25 protein-coding genes, 1 tRNA gene and 1 other RNA gene are annotated in these 21876 nt (G+C 68.1%); 7 read left to right on the top strand and 20 right to left on the bottom strand.

Going from position 1 to position 21876, the window contains the following annotated elements:
* Window positions 1–474: 474 nt before the first annotated feature.
* Window positions 475–1815 (top strand): glycoside hydrolase family 55 protein, encoded by a 1341-nt coding sequence (locus LC490_RS22345; protein ID WP_223621666.1) that lies wholly within the window; start codon window positions 475–477, stop codon window positions 1813–1815.
* Between the two features lie 90 nt (window positions 1816–1905).
* Here the strand turns inward: LC490_RS22345 and LC490_RS22340 are convergent, their stop codons facing one another.
* Entirely contained in the window at window positions 1906–2640 is a 735-nt protein-coding gene (locus LC490_RS22340; RefSeq protein ID WP_223621665.1) for a metallophosphoesterase family protein, read from the bottom strand.
* Window positions 2641–2871: 231 nt separating this feature from the next.
* On the opposite strand from LC490_RS22340, the gene ffs reads away from it, so the two are divergent.
* An RNA gene (gene ffs, locus LC490_RS22335) (signal recognition particle sRNA small type) lies at window positions 2872–2968 on the top strand.
* 56 nt (window positions 2969–3024) lie between these two features.
* On the opposite strand, the gene LC490_RS22330 is transcribed toward ffs, so the two are convergent.
* Genes LC490_RS22330 through LC490_RS22290 form a run of 9 tightly spaced genes read right to left on the bottom strand, consistent with a single transcriptional unit; the run spans window position 3025 to window position 9006 of the window.
* Window positions 3025–4038, bottom strand: a complete 1014-nt coding sequence (locus tag LC490_RS22330) for a gluconolaconase (protein ID WP_223621664.1) — start codon at window positions 4036–4038, stop codon at window positions 3025–3027.
* A gap of 27 nt (window positions 4039–4065) precedes the next feature.
* Complete coding sequence (locus LC490_RS22325) at window positions 4066–4473, bottom strand: hypothetical protein (protein WP_223621663.1); 408 nt, start codon at window positions 4471–4473, stop codon at window positions 4066–4068.
* A gap of 31 nt (window positions 4474–4504) precedes the next feature.
* The gene (locus LC490_RS22320; protein WP_031373539.1) at window positions 4505–4933 is read right to left on the bottom strand and encodes a molybdenum cofactor biosynthesis protein MoaE; all 429 of its coding nucleotides are present in this window, start codon (window positions 4931–4933) and stop codon (window positions 4505–4507) included.
* Window position 4934: 1 nt separating this feature from the next.
* Window positions 4935–5177 (bottom strand): molybdopterin converting factor subunit 1, encoded by a 243-nt coding sequence (gene moaD / locus LC490_RS22315; protein WP_031373540.1) that lies wholly within the window; start codon window positions 5175–5177, stop codon window positions 4935–4937.
* Complete coding sequence (gene moaC, locus LC490_RS22310; protein ID WP_223621662.1) at window positions 5174–5701, bottom strand: cyclic pyranopterin monophosphate synthase MoaC; 528 nt, start codon at window positions 5699–5701, stop codon at window positions 5174–5176. Before moaC ends, moaD begins: the two co-directional genes overlap by 4 nt.
* Complete coding sequence (locus LC490_RS22305; protein ID WP_223621661.1) at window positions 5683–6417, bottom strand: phytanoyl-CoA dioxygenase family protein; 735 nt, start codon at window positions 6415–6417, stop codon at window positions 5683–5685. The genes moaC and LC490_RS22305 overlap by 19 nt, the downstream gene beginning before the upstream one ends.
* 7 nt (window positions 6418–6424) lie before the next feature.
* Window positions 6425–7423, bottom strand: a complete 999-nt coding sequence (gene moaA / locus LC490_RS22300; protein ID WP_223621704.1) for a GTP 3',8-cyclase MoaA — start codon at window positions 7421–7423, stop codon at window positions 6425–6427.
* Window positions 7424–7470: 47 nt separating this feature from the next.
* On the bottom strand, window positions 7471–8226 hold the full coding sequence (locus LC490_RS22295) for an MBL fold metallo-hydrolase (protein ID WP_031373544.1): 756 nt from the start codon (window positions 8224–8226) through the stop codon (window positions 7471–7473).
* 30 nt (window positions 8227–8256) lie between these two features.
* Window positions 8257–9006 carry a 3-deoxy-D-manno-octulosonic acid kinase gene (locus LC490_RS22290; protein ID WP_031373545.1) on the bottom strand — a complete coding sequence of 250 codons (750 nt, stop codon included), beginning with the start codon at window positions 9004–9006 and terminating at the stop codon, window positions 8257–8259.
* A gap of 22 nt (window positions 9007–9028) precedes the next feature.
* Here LC490_RS22290 and LC490_RS22285 point away from each other — a divergent pair, with 22 nt between their 5' ends.
* Window positions 9029–10105 carry a glycosyltransferase family 9 protein gene (locus tag LC490_RS22285; protein ID WP_223621660.1) on the top strand — a complete coding sequence of 359 codons (1077 nt, stop codon included), beginning with the start codon at window positions 9029–9031 and terminating at the stop codon, window positions 10103–10105.
* Here the strand turns inward: LC490_RS22285 and LC490_RS22280 are convergent.
* Window positions 10102–10755: a hypothetical protein gene (locus LC490_RS22280; RefSeq protein ID WP_223621659.1), complete on the bottom strand. Its 654-nt coding sequence runs from the start codon at window positions 10753–10755 to the stop codon at window positions 10102–10104. The genes LC490_RS22285 and LC490_RS22280 overlap by 4 nt on opposite strands.
* A gap of 22 nt (window positions 10756–10777) precedes the next feature.
* Window positions 10778–11185 carry a DUF6165 family protein gene (locus LC490_RS22275; RefSeq protein ID WP_031373548.1) on the bottom strand — a complete coding sequence of 136 codons (408 nt, stop codon included), beginning with the start codon at window positions 11183–11185 and terminating at the stop codon, window positions 10778–10780.
* A gap of 141 nt (window positions 11186–11326) precedes the next feature.
* Here LC490_RS22275 and LC490_RS22270 point away from each other — a divergent pair.
* Both LC490_RS22270 and LC490_RS22265 read left to right on the top strand, forming a co-directional pair.
* Window positions 11327–11417 (top strand) — tRNA-Ser (locus tag LC490_RS22270).
* A 471-nt stretch (window positions 11418–11888) separates the two neighbouring features.
* Window positions 11889–12593, top strand: a complete 705-nt coding sequence (locus LC490_RS22265; RefSeq protein WP_031373549.1) for a PP2C family serine/threonine-protein phosphatase — start codon at window positions 11889–11891, stop codon at window positions 12591–12593.
* 400 nt (window positions 12594–12993) lie between these two features.
* On the opposite strand, the gene dnaQ is transcribed toward LC490_RS22265, so the two are convergent.
* From dnaQ to LC490_RS22250, 3 genes are all read right to left on the bottom strand, one after another.
* The gene (dnaQ, locus tag LC490_RS22260; protein WP_223621658.1) at window positions 12994–13731 is read right to left on the bottom strand and encodes a DNA polymerase III subunit epsilon; all 738 of its coding nucleotides are present in this window, start codon (window positions 13729–13731) and stop codon (window positions 12994–12996) included.
* A gap of 111 nt (window positions 13732–13842) precedes the next feature.
* Window positions 13843–14283 carry a ribonuclease HI gene (gene rnhA / locus LC490_RS22255; protein ID WP_152566360.1) on the bottom strand — a complete coding sequence of 147 codons (441 nt, stop codon included), beginning with the start codon at window positions 14281–14283 and terminating at the stop codon, window positions 13843–13845.
* Window positions 14284–14343: 60 nt separating this feature from the next.
* Window positions 14344–15054 carry a methyltransferase domain-containing protein gene (locus LC490_RS22250; protein ID WP_223621657.1) on the bottom strand — a complete coding sequence of 237 codons (711 nt, stop codon included), beginning with the start codon at window positions 15052–15054 and terminating at the stop codon, window positions 14344–14346.
* A 186-nt stretch (window positions 15055–15240) separates the two neighbouring features.
* On the opposite strand from LC490_RS22250, the gene gloB reads away from it, so the two are divergent.
* A complete protein-coding gene (gene gloB / locus LC490_RS22245; protein WP_223621656.1) occupies window positions 15241–16026 on the top strand; it encodes a hydroxyacylglutathione hydrolase in 786 nt (261 codons plus the stop codon).
* 29 nt (window positions 16027–16055) lie between these two features.
* Complete coding sequence (locus LC490_RS22240; protein WP_223621703.1) at window positions 16056–17294, top strand: lytic transglycosylase domain-containing protein; 1239 nt, start codon at window positions 16056–16058, stop codon at window positions 17292–17294.
* Between the two features lie 187 nt (window positions 17295–17481).
* Here LC490_RS22240 and LC490_RS22235 read toward each other — a convergent pair whose 3' ends face one another.
* From LC490_RS22235 to grxC, 5 genes are all read right to left on the bottom strand, one after another.
* Window positions 17482–18831: a Na+/H+ antiporter NhaC family protein gene (locus LC490_RS22235; protein ID WP_057972303.1), complete on the bottom strand. Its 1350-nt coding sequence runs from the start codon at window positions 18829–18831 to the stop codon at window positions 17482–17484.
* 305 nt (window positions 18832–19136) lie between these two features.
* Window positions 19137–19373, bottom strand: coding sequence for a hypothetical protein (locus tag LC490_RS22230; RefSeq protein WP_031373556.1), 237 nt, complete (start codon window positions 19371–19373; stop codon window positions 19137–19139).
* Window positions 19374–19605: 232 nt separating this feature from the next.
* Window positions 19606–20619, bottom strand: a complete 1014-nt coding sequence (locus LC490_RS22225) for an isocitrate dehydrogenase (RefSeq protein ID WP_031373557.1) — start codon at window positions 20617–20619, stop codon at window positions 19606–19608.
* Window positions 20620–20932: 313 nt separating this feature from the next.
* The gene (locus LC490_RS22220; protein WP_223621702.1) at window positions 20933–21268 is read right to left on the bottom strand and encodes a carboxymuconolactone decarboxylase family protein; all 336 of its coding nucleotides are present in this window, start codon (window positions 21266–21268) and stop codon (window positions 20933–20935) included.
* Window positions 21269–21506: 238 nt separating this feature from the next.
* Window positions 21507–21797: a glutaredoxin 3 gene (gene grxC, locus LC490_RS22215; RefSeq protein ID WP_031373559.1), complete on the bottom strand. Its 291-nt coding sequence runs from the start codon at window positions 21795–21797 to the stop codon at window positions 21507–21509.
* Window positions 21798–21876 lie beyond the last annotated feature (79 nt).

Below are 21876 nucleotides of genomic sequence, written 5' to 3'. Positions count from 1 at the left end.
ACAAGGCGAGGCCTTTGCGCAAAATTACAAACAGAGACGCCGCGCACAAAATATCGCGGCTGCGGCGCAATCGCCGCGATCTATCGAGCGGCTTTCGCAGGCCGCCTCGACGCAAGCTAAATACCGGATGACCGGCATCCATTCGATGCGGCTCGAACACCACGCCAAGGCCCGCCCTCGCCCGACGTCCCCGCGCATCCACGCCGCTGTCGCAACATCACTGCACCACTGCCGCAGCAAGGCTGCAAGGGTCATGGCGACCACCACCAGAGCGCGACCGCGGACTCACTAAGACGGATCGTTACAAACCTTGTGGCCGTTGTCCGGGAAAACTGCGCCGTGCATCGCATCGGCCATGACAGGCGACGCCTAGATTGCGCGCGACGTTCGCGACCGTACGTGCCCGGTGTGGCCCCCACCGCCGGTCGCGACCGTCACGTCATGCCCGATCCGGGCACTTACCTAGGATGCCTAATGAGCAAGAAGACCACGAGTTCCGATGCAAGTGCCGATACCGGCCCCCATTCGCGTGCGCGCCGCAAGCTGATCGGCGCGGCCGGCATGATCGCCGGCGCCGGCGCGGCCGCCGCGGCCACCACCGCCGCCTCGATCGGCGGTTCGATGTACCAGAACGAACCCATCGGCGGCGCCCCGGCGCCGCGTCGCGATGGCGCGTTGGCGTCCACCGCGCTGGTCGGGACCGACCCGGGCCGTATCAACGTCAAGGACTACGGCGCGGTCGGCAACGGCAGCACCGACGACACCGCCGCGATCGAACGCGCGCGCGATGCGGTGTTCGCATCCAGGAACGGCAACGGCTGGCTGACCCATCACCTGTATTTCCCGGCCGGCATCTACCGAGTGACCAAGGCCGACGTGCTGCTGCCCAAGGGCCCGGACACCGCCAAGACCAAGATCAACGGCTATGTCATCGAAGGCCAGGGCAAGCGCAGCTCCGAGATCCTGTTCGACGCCGCCCCGAGCGGTGGCGACGCGTTCGCCAACAATCTGCTGACCGCCTACGGCCGCCTGCGCCAGTTGCGCGTGCGCGAGATCAGCTTCCGCGCCGCGCGTCCGGGGCTCAACTGGATCTATTGCTGGGCCTCGGTGGCCGGCGGAACCAACCAGGACTTCGCCTTCGACGACGTCGAATGGCGCGGCCCCTGGAACCGGGTGATCGGCCTGGACGGCCCGGCCGATTCCAACCTCAACTCCGAGTGGGCTTTCAATCGCTGCCACCTGGCCAACGATGTCGTGTTGGGCGACGCCTTCCTGCATTCGGGCATGACGCCGACCCACAGCCAGCAGGATCAGTTCCTGAATTTCTGGTTCCGCGACTGCAAGTTCGAGTACCAGAGCGGCACCTTGCTGCGCTTCGCGCGCGGCGGCTACATCAACGTGTACGGCGGCTCCTGGATCCAGTGCAACGAAACCCAGGACATCCCGTCGGTGTTCTTCGACCTGCCGCCGGGCCCGCACAACAACACGGTCAAGACGCTGATCGTGATGGGCGTGCGCTTCGAGTTGCGCCATGCCAAGAGCAAGCTGATGAATTGCGGATGGGATGCGGCGAACGCGAACCTGACCTTCATCTCTTGCACCGATGCGGCGCGTTCGTTCCAGAGCCACATCGGCCCGCCGTCGATCCCGGTCACCTATCGGCCGCGCGGCGGCGACATGCCCTACGTGAAATGGCAGTCGTGCCAGCTCATGGGGCGCCATGAGTCTTTCGCCACGGTCAATCGCGAACGGCTGGTCTTCGAACAGTGCCACACCTTCAACTACCCCATGGCGCAGTTCCTGGTGCAGAAGTAAGCGACGCGGCGCGGGGCGGATTCGCCCCGCGCCGGTCTCGAAGCTGGCGGATGGATCGTTCGCTGCGAGCCGAACCAGGCCCGCATCCGCCTACACGTAACCCGTCGCCAATGCGCGCGCCCAATCGGGCCGGCCGTTGCGCAAAGCCCGTTCGGCTTCCGCATCCCAGTCGTAGTCCACCGTGAGCAGCTGCGCGCTCCATTCGTCGTTGGCCCGCTCGACGATGGCATAGCGCGCCTGCGGCGAACCGGTCTCGACCCGGTGCGGATGCGGATGCTCGCCTGCGTAAGCCTGCAAACCTACGCTGCCGGGATTGACGATCAAACGCCCATCGGCCAAGCGCAGGCTGCGCGGCACGTGGGTGTGTCCGCACAGGATCACACGCGCATCGGTGCCGCCGGCACGCTGCGCCGCTTCGTCGTGATGAGCCGGGCGCATGCCGTGCTCGTCGACGGTCTCGATGAAACACTCCAGGTCGCTGCGCGGCGTGCCATGGACCAGCAGCACCTCCTCGTTCAAGCGCCAGGTCGGCGGCAGGCTGCGCAGCCACTCGCGCTGGTCGGGACGGATCTCGGCGACGGCATGACGGTCGGACGCGCTCATGCGTTCGGGCGGATCGGTCAGCACCTGGCGTTCGTGATTGCCGGCGATGGTCGGCCAGCCCAACGCGATCAGACGGTCGGCAGTTTCGCGCGGCCGCAGCGGGCCGGACAACAGGTCGCCCAGATTGATCGCGAGATCGACGCCGCGCCGCTCGATATCGGCCAGGACCGCATCGAGCGCCCCCAGGTTGCCATGGACATCGGAAATGACGGCTATGCGCATCGGTCGATTCTAGCGCCGGGTCCGCTCGGCCTACGCGGAGCCGCGGGCCAGGCGCCATGCGGCTCTCCGGGCCGATGTCAGGGGGACACGGCGGCCGAGATTGCGCCGCGATGGCGGCTTCAGGCAGAATACTGGGCTCTCCGGTCGACAACCGGGCCGCCCCACCGGCGACCGCAGCTGTCCATCGGAGCCGCGAAAGCGCTGCGGCGCCTTCGTTCTCTATGGTGGCCCCGTTGGCGCCTCCGCGACGATAAGTTGAAAATCCCGCCAGGGCCGGAAGGCAGCAACGGTATCGACCGATTCGGGCGCCGGAGTCACGCTTGCGGGGCCGCCGCCTTTTCGGGCCCTGGGATTATCCCGAACGAGGCCGCCCAACGGATCGGCTCAATCGCCCGGCAGCGACAAGGCCAGCGCATCGGGCTCGCGCCCGGTCTTCCAGTAGGCGATCGGCTTCCAGGTCTTGCGGTCGATCACCGCGACCTCGTCGCCGCCGCTGATCGCGACATAGACCCGCGGCCGCTTCGGGTCGGCCACCACGCCGATCGGCAAGGCAGCGCGACCGAGCAAGGTGTCGCGGTACTCGGCGCCTTCGCGCGACAGCGCGATCGTCGCCAGCGCTTTCTTGCGACGCGCATCGAACACCGACACCGTCGCCGCGCGTGCGTTGCTGACCAGGGCGTGGCGGCCGTCGGCGGTGAAGGCGACGCGAATCGGAAAGCCCGGGCTCGGCAAGGTTTTGCGGATCGCGAGCGTGCGCGCGTCGTGCACGGTCACGGTGCCCGCCTCGCGGTTGCCGACCCAGACTTCGCCGCTGCCGGGGCGTACCGCGATGCCTTCGGCGCCCTTGCCCGCCTCGACTTCCGCGCTCTTGGCATTGCGGTTCAGATCGACGCGACTGACCGTGCCCCGGTCGATCTTGCTGACGTAGGCAGCCTTGCCGTCGGCGGATACCGCGACCATGTGGCCGCGCCCCTCGCCCATCGCGATCTCGGCGACGATCTGGCCCCCGGCCAGATCGATGCGCAGCAGATGACCCGAGGCCTCGGTCGTCGCCAAGGCTTCGCGGTCGCCGGGCAGGAAACGCAAGCCATGCGGGCGGCCGTGGCGGCCGAGGTCGATGATGCGCGGCGGCTTGCCGCTTCGCAGGTCGAGCACGCTCAAGGTATGGCCCGGGGTTTCGCGGCTGCCGTAGTTCGCCACCAGCGCGGTGGCGCCGTCGTGGCTGACTGCGATTTCGTGCGGCGCCTGACGGGTGGCGAATTGGCCGAGCTTACGGCCATCGTCGAGCGACAGACGCCAGACGGTATCCGCGGATTTGTTGCCGACCAACAGCTCGCCCGAAAACGCCGGCCTGACGGCGGCGAGCAGGAGAATCAGGCACAGCGAGCGATATCGCATCGTCCTAGGCTCCGGAAACAGCAGGCTTTATCGGCTGCCGAGATCACCAGAAGGGAGTCTGTCCGGGTAGTTCCAACGCCAAACCAGCCAGAACACGATTCCCGACAACAACCCCAACGGGCAATCCACCAGCAAGTCCCTCGGCAACGGTGGAGCGGGCAATCTGATGACGATCGTCGCGATAGCGCCGACACAGGCTCCCGATCCCATCGCAGTCCACACGTTGACCAGATTGAGACGGTCGAACAGCACCACCATCGGAACCCCGAATACCAACGCGATGGGCAAGACGAACATGTAAGCCAGCGGGATGAATAAGATGTTCGTCATCGACAGGGAAGTGCCGTCGATCAGTGTCGGAGGCAGATTCAGGCCGATCGCAGGCACAAGCGCAGCGGCCGCCATCCCGACGAAGATGACGAGCGTCTTGTGCAAGGATTGCTCCGTCCTCTGCATGGTTCGGTCCTTAAGCCGCCGGCGACTCCGGATGCAGCCAATCCGCATCCCCATCCGCATAACGCTCATGCTTCCAGATCGGCACCCGCGACTTGGTCTCGTCGATGATGTAGCGGCAGGCGGCGAACGCGGCTTCGCGATGGGGGGCGCTGACCCCGACCCAGACCGCGAGCTCGCCGATCGCCAGGTCGCCGACGCGATGGACGCAGCGCGCATCGACGATGGCGAAGCGCTCGATGGCTTCTTCCAGCACACGCTCGCCTTCGGCCAGGGCGAGTGCGGCATAGCTTTCGTAACGCAGGCCGGCGACGGCGCGGCCGCCGTGGTGGTCGCGCACCCAACCCTCGAAGCTGGCAAAGGCGCCGGCGCGATCGCTGAGCAGTTGCGCGCGCAAGGGTGCGATCTCGAAGGAATGCTCGGACAAGGCGAATCGTGCCATCTCAGCCTCCCGAGACCGGTGGGATGAAGGCGACCTCGCTGCCGGCGCGCGGCGCTTCGTCCCAGCGCGCGAAAGCGCCGTCGACGGCGACACGCAGGCGCTCGACCGGCAGGGCGAACCCATGCCGCTGGCGCAGCGAGTCGTACAGCGCGCGCAGATCGGCCGCGTCGGCCTCGACCGATTCGCTGGCAACGCCGGCGGCGTCGCGCAGGCTGGCGAAATACAGCACGGTGAGGCGGCTCATCGCTCGTCCCCCGCCCTGCGCTTCGGCTTCGCGGCGAAGTCGCGCTTGCCGCCGCGCTTGCCGGTCAACTTGGCCGGCCCGAGCACGATGCCATGCGACAAGGCCTTGCACATGTCGTAGACGGTCAGCGCCGCGACCGTCGCGCCGGTCAGAGCTTCCATCTCGACGCCGGTGCGGTGGGTGGTCTTGACCTCGCACTCGATCATCAAGCTGTTGTCGCCGTCCCAATCGATACTTAAACGGCAGCCGTCGATCGGCAGCGGATGACAGAACGGGATCAGCTCATGGGTGCGCTTGACCGCCATCGTGCCGGCGATGATGGCGGTGTCGATCACCGCGCCCTTCTTGCTCTTGAGTCCGCTCGCGCGCAGTTGCAGCGCGACCGCGGCCGGAAAACGCACGCGGCATTGCGCGACCGCCTCGCGGGCGGTCACCGACTTGTCCGACACGTCGACCATCGCCGGGCGGCCGTCGCGGTCGACATGGGTAAGGGAAGGTTTGGATTTCAAATCGCCAGACTCCATCGCAGTGCGTGCCCGGGGTCGGACGGGCCGAACAGGAAATGCAGGACGCGCCGCCGCCCCTGCGGCCGGCTGGCCTTGGAAGAAGCATGCAACAGCAACGGTCGCATGATAAGCAGATCGCCCGGCCGTGCGGTGCATTGTGTCTCGCCGCGCTCCTCGCGCAGAGCGCTGGCCCTTTGCGCGCTGAGCTTTCCAACCAGATGCGAGCCCGGCACCACGCGCAACGGTCCATCGGAATCGGTACACGGATCCAGGTGGATGCGCACGACGGTCAGCCGCTCCAGGAGCGCCGTCGGCGGCTGGACGAAATGCGAGCCCTCCTTGTGCGACCAGCCGGAGAGCGCCTCATTCGCGACCTTCTCGGCGACCGGGATCGACAAGTCCTGATGCAGGGCGACTTTCCAGTTACGCGACTGGCTTTTGCGGAATAAGGTGCATTGCACGGCGAGCGCATCCTCGGCCAACACACCCAGGTCGCGAAGCCGCAGGCGCAACGGCGCCACCAGCGCCCGGCACCACGCGTGTTGAAGCAGATTGCGGGTGCCCGCATCGTCGCCATCGCAGGCGTCGACATGAGCCGCCATGGCAGCGACGTCCACCGCACCGAGCACACCGGGCAACCGAAGAAAGCCTTGCGCCTCGAGCGACCCGGAGAGCATGGAATCGGAAGCCGCAACCGGGAACGACTGGACCGCACTGCCGGCTAACGACGACATCACAGCCTCAGCCGCCGATCAAAAACATCTCGACGTGGCGCTTGGAGCGCGGCGCGTCGAGGGCGCGCAATTCGCTGTAGCGGTCGCCGCGGCGCGACCACAGCCCGGCCAGGCGTTCGGCGAAGGCGGCTTCGCCCAGCGCGAGCGACGGCCGCAGGTCGGTGCCTTCGGCGGCGAACAGACAGGTGTACAGCCGGCCGTCGGCGGACACCCGCGAGCGATGGCAATCGCCGCAGAACGGCGCGCTGATCGAGGACACGAAGCCGATCTCGCCCTGGCCGTCGGCGAAGCCGTAGCGCGAAGCGACTTCGCCGCGGTAATTGGCGTCGAGCGCGCGCAGCGGCCAGCGCGCGTGGATGCGGTCGCGCAGGGCCTGCGAGCTCACCACGCCCTCGGCGCTCCAGTCGTTGCAGTTGCCCACGTCCATATATTCGATGAAACGCAGCACATGGCCGCTGCCGCGGAAATGTTCGACCAAGGGCAACACTTGGTCTTCGTTGATACCGCGCTGGACCACGCAGTTGATCTTGATGGAATCGAAGCCCGCCGCGCGCGCCACGGCGATGCCTTCGAGCACGTCGGCGATTTCGCCGCGCCCGCCGGACAGACGCCGGAAACGCTCGGGGTCGAGTGCGTCCAGGCTCACCGTCAGGCGGCGCAGGCCGGCCTCGCGCAGCGCCCGCGCATGACGCGCGAGCAGCGAGCCGTTGGTGGTCAGCGCCAGGTCGTCGATGCCTTCGATGCGCGCCAGGCGCGCGACCAGCTCGGGCAGGCGCTTGCGCAGCAGCGGCTCGCCGCCGGTCAGGCGCAGTTTGCTGACGCCCACACGGACGAAACCGCGCACCAGGGTTTCGATTTCGTCGAAGCTCAGGCGCGAGGCCGCATCCAGGCCGTAGTCGTCCGGCACGCGCTCGGCCGGCATGCAATAGGGGCAGCGGAAGTTGCAGGCTTCGATCACCGACAAGCGCAAGTCGCGCAGCGGCCGGCCGTGGAGATCCAACGGCATCGGCAGCGGCGGCAGACCGGGGGCGGCACTCACGAAGGCGGCATTCACTAGGACGGCAGTTGCGTAACGGTGGGCTCGGCCAGCTCGATCGCCTCGCCCGGCCTACCGACACGATACCCCCGCGCCGCCAATACGTCGCCCTCTTCGCGGCTGCCGTAGTGGTAAAGCAGGCAGCGATTCAGCAGTTCGCGCGAGTATTCGCGCTCCAGGTCCTCGATGCCGCTGTGCGAGGGGTTGCCGTGCAGGGCGCAGTCGTGGGCGATCAGCTCGCCGGCATCGGCGTACTTGGCCAGGACCTCGGGGATCGGCCGGGTGTCGCCGGTCCAGATGGCGCTGCCGCGCAGACGCAGGCCGAAGGCGCTGTCGGGCCAGTGGTGGCGGGTTGCGAACACCTCCAGGCGCAGGCCTCCGTGCCAGAAATGGCCGCTGACCGGCACCAGCTGGAAGGCGTCCCAGAAATTCACCCCGCCCTCGGCCAGCACGTTCGGATAGTCGGCCACCCGCTGGTGCAGCAGCGGCACCACCGTCGCCGGCACGTACAGCCGCACCTTGCCGCGCCGCTGCGGGTCGAAATAGTGGGCGACGAACAGGCGCTCGAACCCGGCGATATGGTCCAGGTGGGTATGGGTGACGAACAGGGCCTCGGGCATCCGGCCGTAATGGGCCAGGAACGCGGTCAGGCCTTCGCCGCCGCAATCGATAGTGAGCCAGGGCTCGCCGTCGCGCTCCAGCGTGGCCATCGCCGACCCCAGCTCGACCGCCGACGCATTGCCGACGCCGTGCAAACGCAACCGCCAAGTCATGCCCGCCCCCTCGATTCGCTGACCACGTCTTTAGTAACCACGTTCCCAGGCGCGGTCATAGGCCGTGCGCAGTCGGGCGAAATCGCGTTCGACCTCGGCCTCGCCGCGGTCGCCGCGCAATTTCAACAGTGAACGCTTCAGCCGGGCCAGGTTGCGCTCGCGCCAGGGGGTCGCCGGAATCCGGATCTGGCCGCGGTCCAGGTCGATCACCCAGCCGTGCCCGCCGCTGTCGAACAGCAGGTTGGTGGCGTTGAGGTCGGCGTGATCGAGGCCGGCCCGGTGACAGCGCGCGATCAGCCGCCCGGCCTCTTCCCAAGGCGCGCCGTCGCCGGCCACGGCGGCGCGGTCGGCCAGCGAGCGCACGTCGCCGAGGCGCTGAAGCAGGATCGCGGCGTAGTAATACCAACCGTCGCGGCGATACCAGGCGGCGACCGGCTTCGGCACCGGCAGACCCTTGCCGGCCAGTTCGCGCAGCAGGCGGAACTCGGCGAAGCTGCGGGTCTGGTTGGCGCCGCTCCACCAATAACGGTCGCGATTGAAGCGTGCGATCAGGCCGCCGCGCAGGTAACGGCGCAGCACCACCCGGCCGAACGGCGCATCGACGAACCAGGCGCCGCCACGGCCGCCGCTGTCGACCGGACGCGCGTTGCCGCCCCAGTGCGCCGGCGAGAACCATTCCGGCGCGGCTTGCTGGACCTGCGCGCGGTCGAACAGAATCGCACCGTAACCGCTATCGTCGCGGTACGGCGTCAGTCCCTCGGCGGCGTCATAACCCGTCATCCGACCGAGTCTAACAAGTCACGTGACCACATCGCCTCTCAGTTCCCATCCTTCGATCTGCCTGCTGCGTCTGTCCGCGCTCGGCGATGTGACCCACGTCGTACCGCTGGTGCGCACTTTGCGCGCGGCGCGACCGCAGGCCTCGATCGCCTGGATCATCGGCAAGGGCGAGCGGCGCCTGCTCGAAGGTCTGGAAGGCGTCGAATTCCTCGAGTACGACAAGAAAAGCGGCTTCGCCGGCATGCGCGCCCTGCGCCGCAGCCTGCGCGAACGCCCCCTCCCCGGGGGCCGCTTCGACGTGCTGCTGCAGATGCAGGTGGCCGCGCGCGCCAACCTGCTGTCGGCCTTCCTGCCGGCGCAGCGCCGGGTGGGCTACGACCGCTCGCGCTCGAAGGACCTGCACGGGCTTTTTATCAACGAGCGCATTCCCGACCGCCCCGGCATCCACGTGCTCGACGCGATCGGCAGCTTCTGCGAACCGCTCGGCCTGCGCCAGACCGAAGTGCGCTGGGACTTGCCCGTGCCCGAGGACGCGCGCGAATGGGCGCGCGCGCAATGGCCGCAGGACGAGGCACCGACCTTGCTGATCTCGCCGTGTTCGAGCCACACCGTGCGCAACTGGCGCAACGACCGCTACGCCGCGGTCGCCGACCATGCCGCCGAGCGCGGCTGGCGAGTGGTGCTGTGCGGCGGCCGCAGCGAACTCGAACGCGACACCGCCGACGCGATCCTCGCGGCGATGCGCCACCCGGCGCTGGACCTGGTCGGCAAGGACACCTTGAAGCAACTGCCGGCGCTGCTCGAACGCGGCCAGCTGTTGATGACACCCGACTCCGGCCCGATGCACATCGCCAACGCCATGGGCACCAAGGTGCTCGGCCTGCATGCAGCCAGCAACCCCGCACGCAGCGGCCCCTACAGCGACCGCCGCTACTGCGCCGACCGCTACGACGACGCCGCGCGCAAGTATCTCGGCAAGCCCGCGGCCGACATCGCCTGGGGCACCAAGATCGAACACGAAGGCGTGATGGATTTGATCTCGGTCGAGGACGGCGTCGCCGCATTCGAGCGCTACCTCGCCGATCATTCGCTGCGCTAAGACGCGTCGTTCTCGATCTGCAGCCGACGCCAGATAGACAGCTGGGTGCGCTGGCGGCGGCGCTCGCGATAGACCGCGGCGATCAGCGCCAACGCGATCACCAACGCGGCGACCGCGATCTGGCCGCCGCTCCAATCGCGCCAGCCGCCGGTCAGCGCTTCCACGGCGACAAACACCAGACAAGCCGCAGCGGCATTGCACGACAGGCTGCACAACACCTTCATGCGGTTGAGGGCGTTGCGCGAAGACGGGTCGGCCGCCTCCAGATATTCGCGCATGCGCCGGTCGACATCGTGGAAGACCGAGGTCGACATGTGTGCGGCATCGGGCAGCACCAGCCCTTCGCTGCGCGCCAGTCGCTGCGACAGAAAGGCGATGGCCGGCGCCCAGGCCTGGCGCAAGCGCGGCCAGACGATGCCCTGGGCGACGCCGTAGACCAGGCGGCCGATCGGGCTCAGGGCCAGGCCCAGCGCATAGGCGCCGGCGAACCAGGTCGGCAGGGTCAGCTCGGGGGCCTGCTCGCGCAGCAGGTGCAGGCCGGCCGGGTGGCGCAGGGCCAATGCCGTCAGCAACAGCCCGCCCGGGCACAGCCAGGCGAGCAGATCGTCGTACAGCCAGGCGCCCGCGGCGCGCGGCTTGGGTTCGGCCACCGGCATCGCCGCGGCCGCCCGCTCAGCCGACCAGGCCGGGGCCGTAGTCCTGGTAGGACTTTTCTTCGACGTAGGTCGAGCCCAGGGCCAGGTTGATGTCCTTCTTGACCCGCGCCCGCACGTCGTTCTCGATGTAGACCGAGCGCGCCAGGCGGATGAACTCGGCATCGAACTCCTGGCGCTTTTCCTTGATGCGGATGTCGTCCTCGATCACCCACAGGCGCTCGTTGACGGCCTTCAGCTCGGCGCGCAGGCGGACCACGTCGCCACCGGCGGCCGGGTGGGCCATCCAGGTCTGCTCGAGCGCGCTGAGCTCGTTGCGGACGTTGGCCAGCTTGGCCTCGTCGGTCATGCGCTCGGACTTGATCTGCAGGATCGCGATCTTGTCGAGCAATTCGCCAAAGGACACCGGGACCAGGATTTCGGACATGTCGCGCAGCCGTTTCGTTGCGAAAGAAGGCCGCTAGTGTAGCCCCGCCCTCCCCGGCCCCGGGAGGGCGCCGACGCGGCGATCACGACAAGCCTTGTCGGCGGATGTTTCAGCCCGTATCATTCTCGGCTCACTGCACCCGGAGAGGTGGCAGAGTGGTTGAATGTACCTGACTCGAAATCAGGCGTACGTTTATAGCGTACCGGGGGTTCGAATCCCCCCCTCTCCGCCAGATACAGACAGAACGGGCTCTTCGGGGCCCGTTTTGTTTTTGGGCCCCGGTCCGGCCGTTGCGGCGATGCCCGCGGGGCCCGGCGCGAGATCGGTCCGATCGAAACCGAAAGTTGCGCTCCACCCCGCCTCGCATAACCGGTCATCGGCACGGCCGCCATCGTCAGCGACTCGGGCGAGGGTTTTCACAACGGCCGCGTTCGCTCGTCCAGTGTGTGAAGCCGGTGCTTCATGAGCCGTTTGGCCGACGTGGGCCACGCTCCAGCTTGCTTCGTCCCACTCGCGCAGGAGCCACCGTCGATGCCTTGCGCCACCACCGTCTCTACCGATCCGATCCACACGCGGCCTTCATCCATGCTCGGGCATGAAAGCCGAACACGGATCACGCTTTCTTGCTACGCGGCCGCTTGATCGCGATGATTGCGTTTTCAGCATTGGCAAACCCGACAACTGCGAGCGGCACGACCGACAGATGATCGAATTCGGACACCTCACGCATGTCGGCCTGCGCCGCGAACTCAACGAAGACACCTATTACGGTGACAGCGAACTCGGCCTGTGGCTGGTCGCCGACGGCATGGGCGGGCACGAGTACGGCGAGGTCGCCAGCGCGCTGGCGCGCGAGGCCATCGTCCGCGAGGTCCGCAACGGCGCCCCGCTGGCGCAGGCCATCCGCATCGCCGACGAAGAGATCATCCGCACCTCGCGCCGGCGCAACGACGCCCTGCCGATGGGCACGACCGTGGTCGCGGCCCGCATCAACGGCAACCGCTTCGAAGTGGCCTGGGTCGGCGACAGCCGGGTCTACCTGTGGCGCGACGGCCATCTGGCCCAGTTGTCGCAGGACCACAGCTACGTCCAGGAGCTGATCGCCAACGGCGCGATCACCCACGAACAGGCACGCAGCCACCCGCACCGCAACGTCGTCACCCAGGCCCTGGGCGTGACCGACCCGCGCAACCTCAACGTCGAGACCATGAACGGCGAACTGCGCCCGGGCATGCAGTTGCTGTTGTGCAGCGACGGCCTGACCGAAGAGGTCGACGACCGCAGCATCGCCCGGGTGCTGGCACACAACGACTGCAGCGCGCAGGAATGCGTGGATTCGCTGGTCGCCGCGGCGCTCGACGGCGGCGGCTCGGACAATGTGACCGTGGTGCTGGTGCGCAGCCACTGAGGCGCCGGGCCTGTCGGCGACGCGATTTTACGCAAAGACAAAATCGTCTAATTAATTCCAAGCCTGCGATTCGCACTGCCTGGCTTGCGCGGCAGGAGTCGCTCCAGTTCGTCATCCAGGAATGCCGCGCTATCGCCCCCGTCGTTCCCGCGCAGGCGGGAACCCAGGGCTCTATCGCGACGTGACTCCGAACGCACCCGGCCAGGGGTTCGCAGCGCCCCATCACCGCGTCTGCGGGTATGACGCACTGCTGGTTGTACAAGCAAGGCATCCCGAACGCTTGCAGCCAAAACGCTGAAGTCTCTGGATCCCCGCCTTCGCGGGGATGACGGCCGGGTAGTTACGCCACTGCGGATCGCAGGTCGCTGGAGATGCCCGATGGGCATCGCGATGCTTGCGCTCAGGCCTCGACGGCCTGCGCGACCTCGACCGGCGGCATCGCCAGATCCCAGATGCATTTGCCGGCTTTCTTGCGCAGCTTTTCCAGGCGCGCTTCGTGGGCGGCGAGTTCGGCCGGCAACACGATCACGCGCGGGCGCGGGGCGCTGACGTCGATCTGGAAGCTGGCCTGTTCGAGCCTGGCCGCGGCCGCGCCGGGGTCGCCGAACCCGATCTCTTCCTGGCCCGAGGTCAGGCCGATGTAGACCTCGCCCAGCAACTGGGCGTCGAGCAAGGCGCCGTGCAATTGGCGGTGCGAGTTGTCGACGCCGAGGCGTTTGCACAAGGCATCGAGCGAGTTGCGCTGGCCTGGGAAACGCTGGCGCGCGAGCAGCAACGAGTCTTCGATGGTGACGCGGTCGCGCAACTTGCCGTACTGCGGCCCGCAACGCGACAGTTCGTTGTCGAGGAAGCCGACGTCGAACGCGGCGTTGTGGATGATCACTTCGGCGCCTTCGATGAAGGCGAGGAACTCGTCGACGATCTGTTCGAACGGCGGCTTGTCGGCCAGGATTTCCAGGCTCAGGCCGGTGACTTCCTGGGCGCCGGCCTCGAAGTCGCAATCGGGCTTGATGTACTGGTGATAGGTGCGGCCGGTCGGGCGGCGTTCGACGAATTCGACGCAGCCGATTTCGACCACGCGGTTGCCGCGCTCCCAGCTCAGGCCGGTGGTTTCGGTATCTAGGATGATTTGACGCATCGGGGGATTCTAGCGGGGAGCGAGTCTGGAGGAGTGAGAAATGAGAAAGAGCGAGGCACAGCCGGCTTTCGCTCGGGCTCACTCCTCACTCCTATCCACTCACTCCTGTCTTCAGGGCCGATAGGCCCGCAAGCGCTCCGCCTGCACCCGCGCCAGCACGTCGACGCGCTCGTTGTCGGGGTTGCCGGAGTGGCCCTTGACCCATTTCCACTCGATCGCATGGCGCCGGCTCGCGACGTGCAGGCGCTCCCACAGGTCGCGGTTCTTGACCGGATCGCCGCCGGCGGTCTTCCAACCGCGCCGGACCCAGTTGCCGATCCATTCGGTGATGCCCTTGCGCACGTACTGCGAGTCGGTGGTCAGCACCACCTTGCACGGCTCGCTCAGTGCTTCCAGGCCCATGATCGCGCCCATCAGCTCCATGCGGTTGTTGGTGGTGTCGGGTTCGCCGCCGGCGAGTTCGCGCTCGCGGCCCTTATAGCGCAGCAGTGCCGCCCAGCCGCCCGGGCCGGGATTGCCGAGGCAAGCGCCGTCGGTGTGGATTTCTACGATCTTTTCGGCGTCTTGACTGGATTCGCTCACGCAACGGCTTCTCTATACGACAGCCGGGCATTATCGCCTTTGCGCGCCGCGAGCGGAGCCGCGATGCACGTCGCGCGGCACCAGGCCGGTCTGCCAGCGCAGTTGCTGCACCCGCATCGGCCCGATCGCGGCATGCACACGCTTGGTCAGGGTCAGCGCCACCCCGGCCCGCACCACGTCGACAGCGCCGACGCCGGCCTCGCCATGGGCGACCCGCCAGCGCGGGCCCAGCCATTGCAGGCTGACCGCATCGGCGCCGAAACCCGAGGCGCGCAGCATCGCCTGCCAATGGCCGGCGTCGCGGGCGCGCAGGCCGCTGCCGGCCCAGCGCAGGCGGTATGGGCTCCAGGGATTGAGGGTCGCCAACCACAGCCGGCCGCCGGGCGCGAGGATCCGCGCGCACTCGCTGAGCAGCGGCTGGGGGTCGGCGCCGTCGTCGAACACGTGCTGCAGCAACACCGCGCCGAACGCCTCGCTGGCCAGCGGCAACGGCAGGCGGCAGCGCACGGCGCCGTCGAAGCCCTTGGGGCTGCGCCGCAGCGCCAGCCCGCGCCGGCCGCCGGGCGGCGACGCGGCGGCGACGCCGAACCAGGCCCAGGGCAAGGTCGGGCTGGCCGCGAGCACCCGGGACATGGCCGCGGCCTCGACCTCGAGCAGCCCTTGCCCGACCACCTCGCCGAACCAGTTGAGCGGACAGTCGGGGTCGTGGTCGGGTTGACGGCCGTGGGACAGGGCGGGCATGGTCGCGGTTCTCGACAGGAGTCTCGGAAGGCATCGGGCCAGGACGGCACGGGGCTTGCGAATACCCCGACTGTGCGCCCCCGGGCCGCGTCAGGCAAATCGTTTTCCGGCTCCCATCGGCCCCTTACCCGGGCCACCCAGCCCGCGAAGCGGTCCGTCCCGCCCGCGCCCGCCAGGAGACCGACGATGCGGTTGCTCGCCCTGCCCGCCCTCAGCGACAACTACATCTGGGCCCTGTCGGGCGACAACGAATCGGCGCTGATCGTCGACCCCGGCGATGCCGCCCCGGTGATGGCCGCGGCCGCACATGGCCTGCGCCCGGTCGGGATCCTGCTGACCCACCACCACGACGACCACATCGGCGGCACCGCCGCCCTGCGCGAGCGCTGGCCGGAGATCCCGGTGTTCGCCCCCGACGACGAACGCATCCTCAGCGCGACCGCCCGGGTCGACGAGGGCGTGAAGCTGCACGTCGCCGGCTGGACCCTCGATGTCATGGCGGTGCCGGGCCACACCCGCAGCCACATCGCCTATTACCTGGACCGCGGCGCCCATGGCGACGAGCGCCTGTTGTTCAGCGGCGACACCTTGTTCAGCCTGGGCTGTGGGCGCCTGTTCGAAGGTACCGCCGCCCAGATGCTGGTCTCGCTGACCCGCCTGGCGGCCCTGCCGGACGAGACCCGGGTCTGCTGCGGTCACGAATACACCCTGTCCAACGCCGCCTTCGCGAGCGTGGTGGAACCCGACAACCCGGCGCTGCGGCGCCGCATAGAACAGGCTCAGGCCATGCGCAACGCCGGTCGTCCCACCGTTCCCAGCAGCCTCCTCGACGAGCGCGCAACCAACCCCTTCCTGCGCACCCGCGAAGCCGGCGTGCTGCGCTCGATCACCTCGCGCCTGGGCCACCCGCCCGAGGACGAAGTCCAGGCCTTCGCCGAGTTGCGGCGTTGGAAAGACGGGTTCCGCGCTTGAAGCGGGCCGACGCCAGGCGGCGCGCGCCGCTGCGTGCCGCCCTGCTCGCCGCGCTGTGGCTGAGCGCGGCCTGCGCCGCGCCGGTCGGGGCCGCCGAAGCCCCCGCAGCCAAGCCCACCCCCGCCAAGGCCGACGCGCCTTCGGGGCCGACCCGCAACGGCCGCGACATCTACCAGCGTTTCCGCGACGGCCTCGCCGACCCGAGCTGCGAGCCGGGCGTAAGCACGCGCTGGCGCCAACACTTCGCCACCGCGCCCAAGCGCCTGGCCCGCTCCGACGACGACCTGCTGCCGCTGTTCGGCTACGTGGTCGACGCCTTGCGCGAAGCGCACCTGCCGACCGAATACGCGCTGATCCCCTTCGTCGAGAGCGGTTACCGCCCCGGCGCGCGCAGTGCCGCCGGCCCCGCCGGGCTGTGGCAGATGATCGCCCTGACCGCACGCAACCATCGCGTACCGATGCGCGAGGGTTACGACGGCCGCTTGTCGCCGGTCGATTCGACCCAGGCCGCGGTGCGTTATCTCAAGACCCTGCACGGCATGTTCGGCGGCGACTGGCGTCTGGCGGTGATGGCCTACAACGCCGGCGAGTACCGCATCCTCAACGCGCTCAAGCGCAACGGCCAGACCGCGGCCAATGCCCGCCCCGACCAGCTTGCGGGCCTGTCGGACATCACCCAGGCCTACGTGCGCAAACTGCATGCGCTGTCGTGCCTGATGGAACAAGCCGACGACCGCGAGGAATGGCTGCAGGCCCTGGATCGCCCGGTGCCGCATCTGCAGGCGGTGACGCTGCCGTCCGAAGTCGGCGACATCGACGGCTGGGCCGCGCGCACCGGCCAGGACGCGGCGCAATTGCGGCGTCTCAACCCAGTCTTCGCCAACGGCTCGATCGGCCGCGTCAGCACCCGCCGCGCACCGCTGCTCGCTGTCGCCGCGGGCGCGGCGAACGCGCCCGCTCCGGTCGCAGCCGACCTGGCCATCGCCGCCATCGAATCGCCGCCGAGCACCCGCACCAAGGCGGGCGAAACCGCCGCCGACACCGTCACCACCGGTTCGGCCGAAGTCGCCGTCGCCAAGAACGACGAACCCGCCGCGAACGCCAGCCCGCGTCGCCACACCGTCGGCCGCGGCGACAACGCCTGGACCATCGCCAAGCGCTACCGCATCCGCGTCGCCGACCTGCTCAAGCGCAACGGCTTGAACGCCAAGGCCGTGCTCAAACCCGGCCAAGCCTTGTTGATCGATGCGCCGAACGGCGGCGACTGATCGGCATAGGCATCGCGCGGGACCAGGGCGTTTCGTAGAGACATCGCCCTAGCCCTCCATCGCTCGTTCCGCACGAACACACTCGCTTCGACCATTCGACCTGCAGGCACCAGAACGCACAGAGCCCGGACATGCCGGGCTCTGTCGAATCGGTTGCGCGGTCGCGCAGCGGGATCGGCCAGACCGATCAAGTCGCCGCAGTGGCGTCGGCTCCGCTGCGCCGGCGCGACGGCCACAGCATCGTCAACAGGGTGATACCACCGAGCAGCCAGCTGTAGTGGACGTTGCCGACCAAGGCCAGCGGCGAGACCTGGCTCAAGGATGCGGCGAGCAGGATCTGCGCACCGTACGGCAACACGCCTTGGGTCACGCAGGCGAAGATGTCGAGCACGCTCGCCGCGCGCGCCGGCGGCACGCCGTGCTGCTGGGCGACGTCGCGGGCAAGCCCCCCGCTGATCAGGATCGCGACCGTGTTGTTGGCGGTGAACACGTCGCTGGTCGCCGACAACGCGGCGATGCTGATCTCGCCGGCACGGCGGCTGCGGTGACCACGCGCGAACTTGCCGATCACCTGCGCCAGCCAGGCCAGGCCGCCGGCGGCTTTCATCAACGCGCCCAGGCCGCCGACCAGCAACGACAGCAAGGTGATTTCGACCATGCTCTCGAAGCCGTCCCAGATGTGCGCAGTGTAGGCGGCGAAGCCGAAATCCTCGGCCAGGAACACGCCGAACAAGCCGGCGATGACCAGGCCGATGCTCAGCACGATGATCACGTCGACCCCGGCGATGGCCAAGCCCAGCACCACCAAGTACGGCAGGATCAACCACGGCGACACCGCGTCGGGCGTGGTCACCGGTGCGGTTTCGCCGAGAAAGCCGAGCAGCACCAGGGTGCCGATCGCCGCCGGCAGCGCCAGCTTGAGGTTCTCGCGGAATTTCTCCCGCATCGTGCAGCCCTGGGTGCGGCTGGCGACGATCGCGGTGTCGGAAATCACCGACAGGTTGTCGCCGAAGGTGGCGCCGCCGATCACCGCGCCGAGCACCAGCGCGCGATCCAGGCCGGAAGCGTCGGACACGCCGAGCGCGATCGGCGCGACCGCGGCGATCGTGCCCATCGAGGTGCCGAGCGACAACGAAATGAAACCGGCGACCACGAACAGCGCCGGCAGCAGCAAAGCCGGATGCACGTTGCCGACGCCGAGGGCGACGATCGCGTCGACCGCGCCGATCGCCTTGGACACTTCGACGAAGCCACCGGCGAGCAGAAAGATCAGGCACATCAGCACGACGTTGTGATCGCCCATGCCCGACAGCAGGGTGTCCAGCGGCTTGATCCCGCGCCGCCAGGCGATGAACGCCGCCAGCGCCAGCGCCGGCAGGATCGCGACCGGCGCGTGCAACTGGTAGAAGCCCATGGCGTCGCCGTGCGAAGTGAAATACAGCCCGGCCCCGAAGAACAGGGCCAGGAACACCAGCAGCGGCGTCAGCGCCCAGGCACTGGGAGACAGCGGAGCGCCGGGGCGGAGCGGTTGATTCATCGCTTCATCCGAATGGATTAGAAAACCTGGCGATTTTGCAGCGCAGCATCACGCTTGTCGAGTGCTGGCGGTGGAATGCTGCGTCGGGGCCATGCTAGCGGGAGCAGGGAGGTCTGGCTTGCCCTTACCCCGCCTCTCCCCTGCTACAAGCGGCCGCCAAGCCCGTTCCCGCGACGGGCGGGGAACGGCTCCCGGCCGCCGCCGGCGCATGCTCAAACGCAACGGGGCGCCCGAAGGCGCCCCGTCGAAAGTATCGCTATGGTCGTGGCTCGCGATCCTGCACGACCCAGCCATGCCGCCAGGCCTCAGATCACGATGATGCAACGTCCGCGGTTGTCGCAGATCGCATAGGTCTGCCAGACCCCTTCGTCGCACAGATAGATCCGCGAGCTGCCATCCCAAGACCGTTCCGTCACCCGTTGGCCTTGATTGGCGGCCGTGCACGTACCCGGCGCCGGGTACGCGGCGACGGTACCGACCGCCCCCATCGACACGAGCGCTGCGAACGCAATTGCCTTGCCCTTCATCTTCCTGATCTTCATGACCTTCCTCGATGCGAATCCAGCCGCCGGGATGGAGGGCCGCGCGACCGAGCGCTGTTGCGCTCACGCACACGGACGAACCCGCTTCGGACAGGCGACGGCGTCCTGCCGAAAGCCGCCCGAGCCTAGCGCAGGCTTGCGCGGCGCGCGCCTCCCTCAGGCGAGAGGCGCTTCGCAAAAACGAAACAGGGCGCCCGAAGGCGCCCTGCAGAGGTCTCGCGATGGCCGGGCGTTACGCCGCGATGCGGCTCGCGATGGCCTTGGCGAACGACATGGTGTTGCCTTCGCCGCCCAGGTCCGGAGTCAGCGAATCCTTGGCTTCGAGCGTGGCGATGATCGCCTCGCGCAGCGCGGTCGCCTTTTCCGGCTGACCGAGGTGATCGAGCATCTGCGCCGCGCCCAGCAGCAGGGCGCAGGGGTTCGCGATGCCCTTGCCGGCGATGTCCGGGGCCGAGCCGTGCACGGCTTCGAAGATCGCCGCGTCGGTGCCGATGTTGGCGCCCGGTGCCAGGCCGAGACCGCCCACCAGGCCGGCGCACAGGTCGGAGATGATGTCGCCGAACAGGTTGGTGGTGACGATGATGTCGAACTGCTCCGGACGCATCACCAGCTGCATGCAGGTGTTGTCCACGATCATCTCGTTGCACTGGATGTCCGGATACTGCTGCGCCACTTCGCGCGCGGTCTTCAGGAACAGGCCCGAGGTCGACTTGAGGATGTTGGCCTTGTGCACGACCGTGACCTTCTTGCGGCCGGTGCGGCGCGCCAGGTCGAAGGCGTAGCGCACGATGCGCTCGGAGCCGCGACGGGTGATCTTCTGGGTCAGCATCGCGGTCTCGCCGTCTTCCGACAGCGACTGGCCTTCGCCGATGTAGGCGCCTTCGGTGTTCTCGCGCACCGTGATCAGGTCCACGCCCGAGGGGAAACGCGACTTGGTGTTCGGGAACGACTTGGCCGGACGCACGTTGGCGTACAGGTCGAAGCGCTTGCGCAGCTCGACGTTGATCGAGCTGAAGCCTTCGCCGACCGGCGTGGTCAGCGGGCTCTTGAGGGCGATGCGGTTCTTGCGGATCGAGTCCATCGTCGCCGCCGGCAGCAGTTCGCCGTGCTTTTCCAGCGCGACCAGGCCGGCATCGGCGAATTCGTAGGACAGGCCCAGGTTCATCGTGTCGAGCACGTGCAGGGTGGCGTCCATGATCTCGGGGCCGATGCCGTCGCCACGGATGACCGTAATGGTTTGCGTCATGAGGATTTCCAGCTGTAGGGCGCGGCGCAAGCGGCGCGGCGCACGAGGTGTGAGCCCCGTAATTATGCCGGAAGCGGCCCCCCGCTGCATTCGGGGGAGTACTGGACCTTGGTCGGGGGCGGCGATCGGCCCGATTCGGCGCAGCCGGCGGTGCGATTCGGCGCAGCGGCCCCGCGTTCAGCTAAGTGGCCGGCCCGCTTCAGCGGTTTCGAGGGTAGGCGCGGCGCAAGCCGCGACCGCGACCTCTCGCTGACGACGCAACCGGGAGCGCGCGGTCGCGGCTCACGCCGCTCCTACAGGGGCAGCGACGCGCTCAGCCGTGGTCGTGGCCGGCCGGCGCGGCGGCCTCGCCCTGTTCGAGCCGGTCGAGGAAATCGACCGCGCGGCGCAGATGCGGGATCACGATCGAGCCGCCGACCACCAGGCCGACCGAGAACGCCTCGAACATCTCGTCGCGATTGACCCCGGCGTCCTTGCATTGGGCGACGTGGTAGCTGATGCAGTCGTCGCAACGCAGCACCATCGAGGCGACCAGGCCGAGCAGTTCCTTGGTCTTCAGGTCGAGCGCACCGGGCTGGTAGGTCTGCGTATCCAGGGCGAAGAAACGCCGCACCACCTGGTTCGGTTCGGCCAGGATGCGTTCGTTCATGCGCTTGCGGAACGCGGTGAACTCGGCCACTCGGTCGCTTTCGCTCGGGGCCACTCGGTCGCTTTCGTTCGTGGCGGTCTGGTTCGACGACGCGCTGTCGTCGTTACGATCATTGCTCACACAAGTTCCTTCGATGGTGGGTTACGTCCTTGCCGTCCCTGGCGCTGCCATTCGGCTGCGGATCGTCCGGCCCGGCCATCCATGGCCGGGCGTTCGCGGGCGCAAGCGGCAGTGCCGCTTAAGCGCGCCCGCTCACCCCCTCCAGCAGCGGCTCCAGGCCGCCGGCGCGATGCAGGGCGATCATGTCGTCGTAACCGCCGACGTGGGTCTGCCCGATGAAGATCTGCGGCACGCTGGTGCGCTTGGTCAGCGCCATCATCTTCTCGCGCTCGGCCGGATCCAGGTCGATGCGGACCTCGGTCCACTCCTGGCCCTTGCTCTTGAGGAAATTCTTCGCGGCGACGCAATACGGGCAGATCGCGGTGGTATAGATCACGATCGACGGCGGTTGGGGGGCGGTGTCGCTCAAAACGGTTCTCCTGCTGCCTGAACTCTGGGAAGGTCTTGCGGTCGAATATGGCTACGGCAGCGGGGAGTTTAAAGTTCGT

This window comes from Lysobacter sp. ESA13C, assembly GCF_019970005.1.
Classification (GTDB): Bacteria; Pseudomonadota; Gammaproteobacteria; order Xanthomonadales; family Xanthomonadaceae; genus Lysobacter; species Lysobacter antibioticus_B.
This window is presented reverse-complemented; position numbering and strand designations above follow the sequence as displayed.